The organism is Bacteroidota bacterium (assembly GCA_016713765.1).
GTDB lineage: Bacteria > Bacteroidota > Bacteroidia > AKYH767-A > 2013-40CM-41-45 > Pollutiaquabacter > Pollutiaquabacter aromativorans.
In genome coordinates this window covers 59671-73648 of the sequence record JADJON010000001.1, presented here as the reverse complement: position 1 = coordinate 73648, position 13978 = coordinate 59671, and the positions used below count along the sequence as shown (strand labels likewise).

The following is a 13978-nucleotide window of genomic DNA, read 5'->3' as shown; positions in this document are numbered from 1 at the left end:
TCGAGCAGTTTCGTTTGCGCTTCCTGAGTAAGAAGGGCATCCTGACGGAGCTGTTCGCGGCGATGAAATCGATTCCCGCCGAGGAGAAGAAGCAGTACGGCGCGCAGGTCAACGAACTGGAACAAGCCGCCGAAGCGAAACTCGCTTCCTTCCAGGAGATGCTCGAAGCCGCAGCCGATCAGGCCGCCGCGACCGACATCGACCTCACACTTCCCGCGGAGCCGATGACCCTCGGCGCGCGCCACCCCATCTCGCTCATCCGCGAACGCATCCTGCAGATCTTTTCGCGCATCGGCTTCACCGTCGCCGGCGGACCCGAGATCGAAGACGACTGGCACAATTTCACCGCGCTCAACTTTCCGGAGAATCACCCTGCCCGCGATATGCAGGATACGTTCTTCATCGAGCAACGCGGCGGCAGCGATTCCATCGCGCTGCGCACGCACCCCTCGAGCGTGCAGGTGCGCGTCATGGAAAGCACCAAGCCGCCCATCCGCATGCTGATGCCGGGTCGCGTCTACCGCAACGAAGCCATCAGCGCGCGCGCGCACTGCTTCTTCCACCAGGTCGAAGGACTTTACATCGACGAAGGCGTTTCCTTCGCCGACATGAAACAGACGCTGCTGTACTTCTCCCGCGAGATGTTCGGCGCCGATACGGAAATCCGGTTGCGTCCGTCTTACTTTCCGTTCACGGAGCCTTCCGCCGAGATGGACATCACCTGCGAACTTTGCAAAGGCAAAGGATGCAACGTGTGCAAATACACCGGCTGGCTCGAGATCATGGGTTGCGGCATGGTCGATCCCAACGTACTGCAGAACTGCGGCATCGATCCCGAACGCTACAGCGGTTTCGCCTTCGGCATGGGCATCGAACGCATCGCCATGCTGAAATACGACGTCAAAGACCTGCGCCTCTTCTCGGAGAACGATCTGCGGTTCCTGCGCCAGTTCGCCGCAGAAAATTGACCAGAGATTCTTTTCTCTGTGCCCCTCTGCGCATTCCTCTGCGTCCCTCTGTGGTACTTTTATTTCATTGTAATTCAAACATTTAGATTACGATAAAGAAAAAACAGAAACCAAATATCCCACCACTTGTTCTCTATACAACCTCCCTAAACAGGTGGTCATAAAGTGTGGAAATGGTGAAAAGCCGGGCGTGAGTCCGGCTTTTTTTGTTGTAGATCGACGGGCCCGAATGAATGCAGGGACGAGGGGCGAGACTGAGGGACGAGGGAGACGGTTGATTGTTCCGAGTTCCCTGCCTACGCTAAAGCTGCGGCAGGCAGGCGCGTTCCGAGTTAGTATTTATTCTCAGCCTACCTGTAAGCAACAGCAAGCACGATTCACTGCTTACTGCCTACTGCCTACTGTAATTAAGAGCGGACCAACCGTACGCTCCTCCCCTTCAGTCCCGTGTTCACTCGTCGCAACAATGCCAATGCAATGATGGACGCAGGTAGCGCGCCTCGCTCACCCGGGGCTAGCCTGGAACGTTCCGGCTTCGACTCAACGGGCACCGTCTTGCTGTAATTCCAGGCTGCTTGCCCGATGAACCCATTATGCGACCCCTACGGGGCCGAAATAAAAAATGGATTCTCGGTGCTAGGATACCGTGACCCCTACGGGGTCATTGTTAGCTCAACGACTGCCGTTGCGTTAATCCGTCCGCCCAGGCATGCCTGGGCAGACTACAGGCATCGACAAACTGTTCACTAAAAAACTATTCGCTATTCGCTATTGGCTATTCGCTCCACACTATTCACTATTCACTGAAACTAAACCTCCCGGCTTCGCCTCAACGGGGACCGATCTACGGCCATTTCATGCCGCATTCCTGATGAATCGTTTCCGCGACTTCCTACGGGGCCGAAATAAAAATGGATTCTCGGTGCTAGGATACCGTGACCTCTACGGGGTCATTGTTAGCTCAACGACTGCCGTTGCGTTAATCCACCCGCCCAGGCATGCCTTGGCAGACTACAGCAACATCGACAAACTGTTCACTAAAAAACTATTCGCTATTCGCTATTGGCTATTCGCTCCACACTATTCACTATTCACTGTTCACTGTTTACTATTCACTCTTCACTATTTACTGAAACAAAATCTCCCGACTTCGACACAACGGGACCGATCTGCGGCCATTTCATGCCGCGTACCTGATGAATCGTTTCCGCGACCCCTCTACGGGGCCGAAATAAAAAATGGAATCTCGGTGCTAGGATGCCGTGATTCCCGGGGTCATCGTTATCTGATCGACTGGCGTTGCGTTAATCCGCCCGCCCAGCCTAGGCAGGCTACAGGCAAAGGCAAACTGCCTACTGCCTACTGCCTACTGTTCACTGCTCACTAGAAAACAATCCGAAATGTCCTGCTGGATCCGTTCGCTGATCGAACCGTCAACAGATAAGCGCCGCTGCTGAGCCGGTCGCGCTCGATGCGCGTGCTTCCCTGTCCCAGTCGTTCCTCTCTGCATTTTCTTCCGGACAGATTCACCAGCGAGAACTCGCCCTGTATACCGGCATGTTCCAGCACATAACCGTTAGGTGTGGCGAGCAGGCGGAGCTGACGAAGTCCGCCATCGTCAATCGCAGTGATCGGAGCCGTGATGTACGCGCTGATGTCGAACCGCTTCAGCCGTGGCGGGACGTTCACGATCTGCTGAAAGCGTTCGTTGCTCACGAAACCGCTGCGGTTGTCGGTGAAGCAGATGCCTTCCACTTGTCCGGCCGTTACCGCGCTGCCCAGCGAGAAGCGACGTTTGTTGCCTGCGAAAAAGTCGGTGCCGGGGTAGTCGAAGAGCAACCACAGAAAGCAGGGTGCCGGTATCACATTGTCATAGCCCAGCAACACGATCGCGCCGTCCGCGCTGCGTGCTGCGGAGGTGATGAGCCCGTTCGCTTCCAGGCTGTCGACGGGAGCAATGGAGTAGGTGCCCGGTTGCGCCGGCAATTTGTAGCGCCGCGTCCGTTTCGTCACCCAGTCCTTCGAGAAGAGGTGAAGGGTATCGTCCACCACCACAAAGGCTTCGCAGTCGAAGCGGGTGTTGTCGAGCGCTGGAGTGAAATCGGTTTGATCGGCGTAGCTGAAGCGGATCGTATCGACCTGTACATAACCCGCGCCCGACGAGAGTTGCGCCTTGTCGAAGCGGAGGATCGACAGGTTGGTTCGCGAGCCGACATTGTTGCCCACATCCCCGACGTACACGTACTGGCTGTCGGAGCTGATGTCTTCCCAATCGTAGTTCCAGGCGTTGCGCACCGGCAGACTTTCCAGTACCGTGCTGTTCGTGGTGTCGATCCGGTATAGATTCGTGTCGAGATCGTCCACGTGCAACCAGAGTTGTCCGTCGAGATACAACAACCCGGAGTTTTCATCCAGCAGCGGTGTAGTCAGATCCGTCACCGGACTCAACGACAGCGAGGTCACCGGATAAACGCAGGACCCGTCATTCACCACGGCCGTCGGATCGTAATTCGTCGCCATAGGATCCGTACAACCCGACTGCGCGTTCAGATGAACGGTCGCCAGCAGGAGGAGAAGCAGAATAGGGAAGTACCGTTGGGTCATGGAAGGGACGAGGGACGAGGGGCGAGGGACGAGGAAGGGAGAGACGAGGAGCGAAGCCGAAGTAAGTTGAGACGATGGACGAGGAAGGAGTGCCCTAAACAATCCGTAAACCGCCTACTGCCAAACGCGGTTACGAATAAAGATGGTCGCACTAATATGTGTATATGTGTTGAATAAACGCTCGTACATCAATCCTCGGTCTCGCCCCCGTTCCCTCCGCCCACTCCCACGTCCTCGCCCCACGCCCCCTCCTTAATTCGACCCCCGAACCCGGAACCCGGACTCGGAACTCGCAACTCTCGTCCCTCGTCCCTCGTCCCTCGCCCCACGTCCCTCTCTCACTCATCCGCCGCCACCAACCGCAGGTTCAGGCTCCTCGCCACCAGTTTCCGGGCAGGGTACCAGGAGGCCACGAAACCGATGGCCAACACCGTCAGGAAAACGTAGAATGCGTCGGGAAGTTGCACTTTGACCGGATAACTGTCGATCACAAATGCACCGCTTCCGCCGAGGCCGATCAGTCCGAACCGTTCCTGCAAGTAGCAAACGACAAACCCCAGCACCATGCCGATCCCGCAGCCGAGCAGTGTGATGAACAAACCGTCGAGCAGAAAAATGCGTTGCAAAGCGGGTAGGTCGGCTCCCAGGCTGTGCAGCACGGCGATATCCTCGCGTTTCTCGATGACGAGCATGGTCAGCGATGCGACCATGTTGAAGGTGGCGATGATCAGGATGAAGGTCAGGATCAGGAACACGGCCCACTTTTCCGAGCGCATGATCTTATGCAGCAACGCGTGCTGCGCTTCCCGGTCGCGCACCCGGTAGTTGTCACCGGCCAGACGCTTCACCTCGGCAGTAACCTGTTCCTTATCGGCTCCCGGCTTCAGTCCGATCTCGTAGCTGGTCAGCGCCTTTTCGTCTTCCAGAATCTCCCGCGCGAATCCGATCGGTACGATCACATATTTCTCGTCGTATTCCTGTTGCACGGCGAACACCCCGGACGGCGCCAGGAAGCGGCGGTTGAAAGCTTCCTCCGGGACGAGCAGCGAGCACAGGCAACACGAGAGGATCGATCCGTTTACCCGATGCGGCTTCGATCTTGATATCGGGATCAAAGGAATTGTAGAGTCGGAGAATAAGATCTTCGAAGCCGTTGAATACGGAAAGCACCACGATCAGTGCCGCCGTACCGATCGAGATACCGGTGACCGATATCATCGAGATGATATTCACCGCGCGCTGGGAGCGTCGGGAAAAGAAATACCGTCGGGCGATGAAAAGGGGCAGGCGCATGCTGACCCGGTGAAGATACGAATCCCAGCCGCCTTACTTCCAGGCTTTCACGATCAGGCCGGTGCCGGTTTTGTGATTACCGGATACATCGGCCCAGTTCAGCACATAAGCGATGGGGTAGGCGATGAGGTAATAGAACGGGATGATGATGAAGAAGAGTTTGCTCACACCCAGCAACTGGATCGGGTACTTCATCGACAGTCGCCAGGAGATCTTGCCCGGACTGCCGTACTGGTACCGTGCTTCGATCCTGGAAAAGCCCGCGCTGCGCAGTTTTTCGGCGATCTCGCCGATGTTGTATCCGTCGCGTACGTGTTCTTCGATGAACGAGGCTTCGCCTTCTCCGTGTACGTCGCTGCCACCCCTGGTCCGAAGGCGTCGAGATCAGCAACACGCCGCCGTTTTTCATGGAAGCATGGTAGTTGCGAAATACCTGCACATCCGGTTCGATGTGTTCCATCACGTCGACGCAGACGATCAGGTCGTAGGTGCCGGCTTTCACGTAGGTCGTGAGGTCGCCCACTTCGAAGCGGACATTTTTCGCGCCGATGGCGGAAAAGAAGCGGTTGCAATCGGCTACCTGTTCGTCTTTGACGTCCAGTGCCAGGATGTTCCAGGCCGGATGCTTACGGTTGATCCAGTAGCTGTATTGTCCGAACCCCGCGCCGGCATCCAGCACCTGCACACCACCGTCCCGCTCCCGGCGGAGCAATTCAGGCGTCAGCGAACGAAGTTCCTTGTGGACATGCCAGGCCCGCAACAGCAGTAGGTCAAGCATTCGGTAAAAGATCTTCCGCAGGAACGGCGTCTTGTTAAAGACATTGCCGAGAGAGCGTTTGATGGGATCGTACTGCATTTGATAAAGGGGCGAGGGGCGAGACCGAGGGACGAGGAAGGGGGTTGTGGGTTTCCCGTTTCGGGTTTCGAGTTTCGAGTTTATTCTGGATCTCCGTATCTTCTATTCGCTATTCGCTATTCGCCTACTGTTCACTGCTGTTTTCACCCGGATCAACTGAACGCTCGTCATCCTTCCCTTTCGAATCTCTGAGCAATTTGTCAATCTTCTCAGCATAGTCGAGGGAATCGTCGAGGAAGAATTTGAGCTCCGGTATGATGCGCGCCTGGTGGCGGATCCGGTTGCCGAGGCGCTTGCGGATCTCTTTGTTGTGACTTTCGATCTGGTCGATGGTCCCTTGCGGATCCTTCGCGCCGAATACGCTCAGATACACACGTGCGATGCCCAGGTCGGGACTCACCCGAACGCCCATCACCGTCACAAAGGCTTTCCCGTAAAAATCCGGGCCTTCCCGCTGAAAAATATCGCCTATCTCCTTCTGAATCAGGCGGGCATACTTAAGCTGTCGGGTACTGTCCATCGCGGTGCGAAGGTAGGGATTTCCCGGGACAGGGCAGGCCGGGGCATGCGCCAGTTGGTTGTTCCGGGTTTCGAGCCGGGTTCCGGGTTGTTTGAAGGTTGAATGTTATAAGGTTGAAAAAATAGCCTCGGTTCAATTCCATCGGCCCTCGTCCCGTTCTAAAAAAGCGACCTTAGTCGGCTGACTGCCGTAGCGGATGCAGAGGCAGGAAACTCTAAACATAAAAACCTCCTCGTCACTCGGTCTCGTCCCTCGTCCCTTTAGTCTGGAACCCGAAACTCAAAACCCGACACCCTTCTTTCCTACCTTTACCCCGCCCCATGAAAAACTACCTTCGGCTCCTGCGGCTGGTCACCGGGTACAAACCGTATGCACTGCTGAATATCCTGTGCAATGTGTTGTCGGTGATCTTTTCGCTCTTTTCGCTGACAATGGTAGCGCCCTTTCTGAACGTACTCTTCAGTCAGGGTCAAACTTATACCGAGATGCCCTGGGCTTTTTCGGTGAAGGTCCTGCTCAACAATTTCAACTATCACCTCAGCCAGTATGTGGCCGAGCACGGTAAGCTCGAAGCCCTGAGTGTGATCTCGGGACTGGTCGTGGTGATGTTCCTGTTGAAGAACTTGTTCCGTTACCTCGGCATGTACTTCATGGCGCCGATCCGTACCGGCGTGGTGCGCGATCTGCGCAACGAGCTGTATGGGAAAGTCCTGGTACTGCCGCTCTCGTATTTCTCCAACGAACGAAAAGGCGACATCATGGCGCGCATGACCAACGACGTGCAGGAGATCGAATGGAGCATCATGCAGTCCCTGGAGGTGATCTTCCGCGAGCCCCTTACCGTTATCCTCTTCCTCACCACCATGGTGCTGATGAGTCCACAACTATCGCTCTTTGTTTTTGTGTTATTGCCCATCGCCGGCATCCTCATCGGTCAGATCGGGAAAAGCCTGCGGCGGACATCGGGCAAATCGCAGGAGCAGATGGGCAACCTGCTGAGCAACATCGAAGAGACGCTGGGCGGATTGCGCATCATCCGTGCGTTTACCGCGGAGGAGTTTAGCTTCGACAAGTTCCGCGAGAACAACAACCGCTTCCGGAAGTTACAGAAGCGCCTCTACCGGAAACGCGACCTGAGTTCTCCCTTGTCGGAGTTCCTCGGCGCGGTCGTATTGGTCATTGTCATGTACTTCGGCGGTCGACTGGTGTTGAGTGCTGACGCCACACTTGATCCGAGTGTGTTCATCGCGTTCATCGCCATCTTTTCCCAATTGATCCCGCCAGCCAAGGCATTTACGGAAGCTTATAGCAACGTGCAACGAGGACTCGCCTCGGCCGAACGCATCAACAAGATCCTCGACGCGGAAGTCACGATCCACGATCGCCCTGGCGCCATCGCCATCGATGGCTTCAAGGACCGCATCGCCTACCGGGATGTGAGTTTCGCCTATCACCAGGGCGGTACCGGCTGGGTGTTGAAGCACATCAGCCTGGAGGTGCCGCGCGGCAAAACGATCGCGCTGGTCGGACAAAGCGGATCCGGTAAGACCACGCTGGTCGATTTGCTGCCGCGCTTCTACGAGTTGGAGCAGGGAAGTATCACGATCGACGGACAGGACATCCGTTCGCTCACCCTGGAAAGCCTCCGCGAACTGATGGGCATTGTGAACCAGGAGAGCATCCTGTTCAACGACACGGTATTCAACAACATCGCCTTTGGCATGCCGGATGCCACGCTCGAAGACGTCACGCGTGCCGCTACCATTGCGCATGCCCACGAGTTCATAGCGCATTTGCCGGAAGGTTACCAGACCAATATCGGTGATCGCGGAGGAAAGCTCAGCGGTGGCCAGCGGCAGCGTATCGCGATCGCCCGTGCGATCCTGAAGAACCCGCCGATCCTCATTCTCGACGAAGCCACCTCGGCGCTCGATACCGAGAGCGAGCGGCTGGTGCAGGACGCGATCACCCGCCTGATGGAGAACCGGACCGTACTGGTCATTGCCCACCGCCTTTCCACCATCCAACACGCCGACGAGATACTGGTCATGCAACAGGGCGAGATCATCGAACGCGGCCGCCATGCCGATCTCCTGGCCAGCGGCGGCGTCTACAAGAAGTTGTGACGATCTGCAGGTTTTCGCCGGGCCCTTTTGGGGGGGCACCCTAATAACCTATTTTGGGTGATGTGTTTCTTTTCCCTCAAAGATACGCCTGATCGCTTACGAGTCAAGTCGGAAGAAAGACTTTTTCCGATTCGGCACCGAAAGAGTTATTAGAGGCCCTTATACAGATCCAGAATCCGGGTGTACTCATCTTCATATTTCATGGAACGATGGTGATATTCTTGTCGCTCAATGTACTTGACGACACGATCCAGATGAGACTGAGAGTAGGAGAAGAGCGCATAGCCGTTCTGCCATCGAAATTTCCCATTCACCCATCGGTTTTTCTTTACCCAGTTGGTCGAGTCGGCTTTTATTTCCCGGATCACCTCTGACATGGATCGTTGAGGTTTCATGCCGAAGAGGATATGGATATGATCGGGCATGCTGTTGATCCTGATGGGCACTTGTTGTTGATTCTTCAGAATGCCTGTGATGTACTTATGAAGTTCGCCCTTCCATTCCTGCGCGATGAATGGTTGCCTGCGGTAGGTGGAAAATACAAGTTGTAAGTAAACCTGTGTAAAGGAGTTTGCCATACTGCAAAGCAATAGGGTGATGCGGCCAGTTGCAACCGCATAAATGCGGGATATTTTATTCAGGTAGCAGAAGAATTCTAAATGCTTCATTCTTCCGATTCCGTTGAGCGATCGCTCCAATGGAATATTTAGATTATAGGAATCCTAACTACAATAATGTTGAGTCCCTCCGGGGCAGATTGTGTCCGAAGAAAGGGTCAAGATGAAAAAATGCGAGTTGAGTCGAAATTTCTAACTGTTATCTATTCTAATGAACTGATATGCGTTACAACCTGACTCCACCCAGCCCCGGAGGGCCCAACATGTTAGAACAATGGATTCACAGAAATTTCAAGCTCCGGAGGAGCGAAAAAAAAAGGTGCCGATTGAGATCGGGTGAAATTTCTGCATCGATGAAAATCCAATCACGGAACTCAAGAATTGTTGTTGCCCTGAAGAGCCTGTTGTTACGCTCCTCCGGAGCTTTGGAATAGTGGGTTTGCCATCGACAAACGTATTTGGCCCCTCCGGGGCTGATTGTATCCAGTGAAGGATCATCATGAACCGAATACAGCAGTCCGTTTGATATTGCCTACATGATGTCTTCCAACAAATGGGCAAAAGCGTTTCATCATCACCCCACCCAGCCCCGGAGGGTCCCAACATGTTGGAATAATGATCCACAGAAATTTCTATCTCCGGAGGAGCGAAATAAAAGGTGCCGATTGAGATCGGGTGAAATTTCTGCATCGATGAAAATCCAATCACGGAACTCAAGAATTGTTGTTGCCCTGAAGGGCCTATTGTTACGCTCCTCCGGAGCTTTGGAGTAGTGGGTTTGCCATCGACAAACGTATTTGGCCCCTCCGGGGCTGATTGTATCCAGTGAAGGATCATCATGAACCGAATGCGGCAGTCCGTTTGATATTGCCTACATGATGTCTTCCATCAAATGGGCAAAAGCGTTTCGTCATCACCCCACCCAGCCCCGGAGGGGCCCAACACGTTGGAATAATGATCCACAGAAATTTCAAGCTCCGGAGGAGCGAAATAAAAGGTGCCGATTGAGATCGGGTGAAATTTCTGCATCGATGAAAATCCAATCACGGAACTCAAGAATTGTTGTTACCCTGAAGGGCCTGTTGTTACGCTCCTCCGGAGCTTTGGAGTAGTGGGTTTGCCATCGACAAACGTATTTGGCCCCTCCGGGGCTGATTGTATCCAGTGAAGGATCATCATGAACCGAATACGGCAGTCCGTTTGATATTGCCTACATGATGTCTTCCAACAAATGGGCAAAAGCGTTTCATCATCACCCCACCCAGCCCCGGAGGGGCCCAACACGTTAGAACAATGGATTCACAGAAATTTCAAGCTCCGGAGGAGCGTAACAACAGCCTCTTTTACGATAAATCTGTTCAAACCCGAATCGATCATTGGATCCAATCTGTCCGCTGTGCATTATCTTCATCCTTCCGCTAACATCCCTGTCGTCCTTTCATTCAAGCCTTAAACCTTGCCCATTTGTCCGGGTCTTAGGGAACATTCGCCCACTCGCATGAACCGTCGTGATTTCCTTTCCGGTCGGCCGCAAACCGACGAAACAACACTTGTCGAACCGCTAGCCCGCACACAAACCGGGCTTGCGCCTTACTCCGGTGCCTGGAGCCTGAGCGAAGTGAAGCACCTGCTTCGCCGCACCCGTTTCGGAGCAACGAAGGCCGAGTGTGATCATTATCTGTCCATTGGCTTGAGTGGCGCTTTGAACGAACTGCTCACACCCCTGGCAACGCAACCCTCACCACCTTTATATACTGCTACCGCGGTTTACAACGACCCGAATGTGCCCTTCGGGCAAACGTGGGTAAACGCCGCTTACGATGCCTTGGCGAACGGACAACGCCTGCGCTCGTTCCGTTCCTGGTGGATCGGCTTGATGCTGCAACCGGATCCGGGCATCACGGAACGAATGGTCTTATTCTGGCACAATCACTTTGTGACCGAAGCGGCCACGCTGGGGAACGCTGTAATGGGCTACCAGAACAACGCACTTTTGCGACTCCATGCCTTGGGGAATTTCAAGACCATGACCCGGGCCGTTACCATCGATCCGGGAATGTTGCGCTACCTGAACGGCTACCTGAATACCGCCAGCGCGCCGGATGAAAATTATGGACGCGAACTTCAGGAGTTGTTTACGGTAGGCAAAGATGCGACCGGTCAGCCTTATTATACGGAGGATGATGTGAAGAACGCCGCGAAGGTGCTCACTGGATACCGCATCACGTTCTCGAATGGAACAGCTTATTTCGACCCGAATCGCCACGATACCAGCGACAAGGTCTTTTCCGCCTATTACGGTAATGCGGTCATCGCCGGTCGCAGTGGTACCGCCGGTCAGGATGAACTCGACGATCTGCTCGACATGATCTTCTCACGGCAGGAGGTTGCCTTGCTGATCGCGCGGAAACTGTACCGCTATTTCGTCTACTACGAGATTGACGCCGCGACCGAGACGGATGTCATACAGCCGCTGGCCGATATCTTTCGGAATAACAATTACGAGATCATCCCGGCTTTGCAGGCGCTGCTCGGCAGTGAACATTTTTTCGATGTAGCCAATCGCGGTGCGCTCATCAAAACACCCATCGATTTCGCGGTATCCCACGCGCGCGATTTTGCAGTCACCTTTCCGGATGCTTCCGCATTGGAAGACCAGTATGCACTCTGGTACCGGATTTTCTCGCAGGCCAGCGCCATGGGGCAGTCGATCGGCGACCCGCCCGATGTGGCCGGCTGGCCGGCTTACTATTCCGCTCCAGCGTATCATGAATTGTGGATCAACGCGACCACACTCCCCGCGCGCAATGCATTCACCGACCGCATGGTGTCCACCGGTTATACCTCGGGCAGCAGCAATATCTCCTTCGATGTCGTAGCCTATACCGAAACACTCGCGGATGCAACCGACCCCAACCTGCTCATTCAGGAAGTACTCGATCGGCATTACTGCTTTGACCCGTCCCAGACGTTGAAAGACTATCTCAAAAGCTTCCTTTTATCAGGACAGGCACAGGACCATTACTGGACCGATGCCTGGGACGACTACCTGGCGGATCCGACCAATACGATGTATTACGGGATTGTCGAATCCCGTTTACAGGGGATGTACCAGTACCTGATGAACCTTGCCGAATACCAACTTTCCTGACAGCGCTGGCCATGAAAAGAAAACAGTTTCTCCAATCGCTGGCTGCATCGGCCACCATTCCTTCGCTGATCAACGGATTCTCGTTCCGTTCCTTTGCAGCATCGCCTTTGTTGCAGTCGCTGGCGGCATCGACGATCGACGACCACGTCCTCGTGCTGGTTCAACTCACCGGCGGCAACGACGGTTTGAACACGGTCATTCCGCTCGATCAGTATGCCAACCTTTCGCTGGCACGACCGAACATACTCATCCCCGATACGGCGGTCCTCTCACTCAACGGGATCACAGGCACCGGACTTCATCCGGCCATGGGCGGGATGCAGAATCTGTTCAATGACGGAAAGCTGGCCATCGTGCAAGGCGTGAGTTATCCGTCTCCCAACTTCTCGCACTTTCGTGCGACGGATATCTGGTTGACCGCATCCGACAGTAGCCAGGTGCTCAATACCGGTTGGCTGGGTCGCTACCTCAATTACGAGTATCCCAACTTCCCCACCGGCTACCCGAATCCGACCATGCCGGATCCACTGGCCTTGCAGATCGGAACCAGTGTTTCCCTGGCTTTGCAAGGACCAACGGTCGGAATGGGCATGACAATCACCGACCCGACCAACTTTTACAATCTGATCAACGGAATCCAGGACCCGGCTCCCGCGAACCTGTACGGTCGGGAGCTCACGTATATCCGGACGATCGCGCAGCAGTCGATGGCTTACGCCAGTGTCATCACCGATGCAGCCGACAACATTACGCAGCAGTCGCCGGCTTATCCGCCGGATGGCACCAATTCACTCGCCGACCAGCTCAAGATCGTTGCTCGACTGATCGCCGGGGGACTCAAGACCAAGATCTACCTGGTCAGCATGGGTGGTTTCGACACGCATAGCCTGCAAGTCGATGCAGCCGATCCCACGACGGGTACGCATGCGACCCTGCTTGGACGGGTGTCGGAAGCAATCTCCGCCTTTTGCGCTGACCTCGATTTTCTCAACATCGGTGATCGTGTCCTGGGCTTTACATTCTCCGAATTCGGCAGAAGGATCAAGTCGAACGGCAGTACCGGAACCGATCACGGCGCCGCTGCGCCTATGTTCTTGTTTGGCCCCAACGTGCAACCCGGTATGCTGGGCAGCAACCCGATCATTCCGGCTACCGTGACCTCGAACGATAATGTCGCGATGCAATACGACTTCCGATCGGTTTATGCTACGGTCCTCAACCAGTGGTTATGCGTACCGGCGGCGGATCTGAACCAGATCATGCTGCAGAATTTCCAGTTGCTACCGGTGGTAAATGGAAATGCATGTACCGTCGGAATCAACGAACTCAACCAGAAAGCCGGCGAGTCGCTCGTGTCAAATTATCCGAATCCCTTTGTGGAGCGTACGCGCGTGAAGTATACCTCCATGGGCGGACATACACTGGTTCAGGTCTTTAATCCGGAAGGTCAATTGGTCAATACTCTGGTCAATACAGAACTTCCGGCCGGTACGTATGAAGCCGATTTCGAAAACCCCGGCCTCGCAGCAGGTATCTATCACCTGCGACTCCAGAACGAATCTTTGCAACAGGTGCGAAATATGATGATAGTGCGATAGGCTCAAGGAAGAAAATTGGTGCAGGTCGAACCATTGGAATTGATACCGTATTATTCCAATCATTCCTGTTCATCGTACAACTATACCGACAATTTCGTTCAATTCGCCGAAGAGTTTTTTTATCATTCTTGAAGTTGTATGAGATAAAACCTCCTCATGCAAGAATTGATTATTAAAACTTGCCATTAGCTCTTTTGTTCATTTTAGGCACCTTGCTTCCAATTCATAGTTTCTTTACCTATGTG

Annotated in this window: 9 protein-coding genes and 1 pseudogene; 5 read left to right on the top strand and 5 right to left on the bottom strand. The window is 54.4% G+C overall.

Annotated elements, in window-relative coordinates:
* Positions 1-14 precede the first annotated feature (14 nt).
* Positions 15-968: a phenylalanine--tRNA ligase subunit alpha gene (gene pheS, locus IPJ96_00355; GenBank protein MBK7908810.1), complete on the top strand. Its 954-nt coding sequence runs from the start codon at positions 15-17 to the stop codon at positions 966-968.
* Between the two features lie 1383 nt (positions 969-2351).
* Here the strand turns inward: pheS and IPJ96_00350 are convergent.
* Both IPJ96_00350 and IPJ96_00345 read right to left on the bottom strand, forming a co-directional pair.
* Positions 2352-3572: a T9SS type A sorting domain-containing protein gene (locus IPJ96_00350; GenBank protein MBK7908809.1), complete on the bottom strand. Its 1221-nt coding sequence runs from the start codon at positions 3570-3572 to the stop codon at positions 2352-2354.
* A gap of 338 nt (positions 3573-3910) precedes the next feature.
* On the bottom strand, positions 3911-4687 hold the full coding sequence (locus tag IPJ96_00345; protein ID MBK7908808.1) for an FtsX-like permease family protein: 777 nt from the start codon (positions 4685-4687) through the stop codon (positions 3911-3913).
* Between the two features lie 38 nt (positions 4688-4725).
* On the opposite strand from IPJ96_00345, the gene IPJ96_00340 reads away from it, so the two are divergent.
* Positions 4726-4878: a hypothetical protein gene (locus IPJ96_00340; protein ID MBK7908807.1), complete on the top strand. Its 153-nt coding sequence runs from the start codon at positions 4726-4728 to the stop codon at positions 4876-4878.
* A 20-nt stretch (positions 4879-4898) separates the two neighbouring features.
* On the opposite strand, the pseudogene IPJ96_00335 reads toward IPJ96_00340, so the two are convergent.
* Positions 4899-5721 (bottom strand): annotated as a pseudogene (locus tag IPJ96_00335) (class I SAM-dependent methyltransferase).
* Between the two features lie 124 nt (positions 5722-5845).
* On the bottom strand, positions 5846-6241 hold the full coding sequence (rbfA, locus tag IPJ96_00330) for a 30S ribosome-binding factor RbfA (GenBank protein ID MBK7908806.1): 396 nt from the start codon (positions 6239-6241) through the stop codon (positions 5846-5848).
* Positions 6242-6561: 320 nt separating this feature from the next.
* Between rbfA and IPJ96_00325 the strand changes: the two genes are divergently transcribed.
* Complete coding sequence (locus tag IPJ96_00325) at positions 6562-8367, top strand: ABC transporter ATP-binding protein (GenBank protein ID MBK7908805.1); 1806 nt, start codon at positions 6562-6564, stop codon at positions 8365-8367.
* 149 nt (positions 8368-8516) lie between these two features.
* Here the strand turns inward: IPJ96_00325 and tnpA are convergent, their stop codons facing one another.
* Entirely contained in the window at positions 8517-9035 is a 519-nt protein-coding gene (gene tnpA, locus IPJ96_00320; protein MBK7908804.1) for an IS200/IS605 family transposase, read from the bottom strand.
* Between the two features lie 1447 nt (positions 9036-10482).
* Between tnpA and IPJ96_00315 the strand changes: the two genes are divergently transcribed.
* Positions 10483-12135, top strand: coding sequence for a DUF1800 domain-containing protein (locus IPJ96_00315; GenBank protein MBK7908803.1), 1653 nt, complete (start codon positions 10483-10485; stop codon positions 12133-12135).
* A gap of 11 nt (positions 12136-12146) precedes the next feature.
* On the top strand, positions 12147-13733 hold the full coding sequence (locus IPJ96_00310) for a DUF1501 domain-containing protein (protein ID MBK7908802.1): 1587 nt from the start codon (positions 12147-12149) through the stop codon (positions 13731-13733).
* Positions 13734-13978 lie beyond the last annotated feature (245 nt).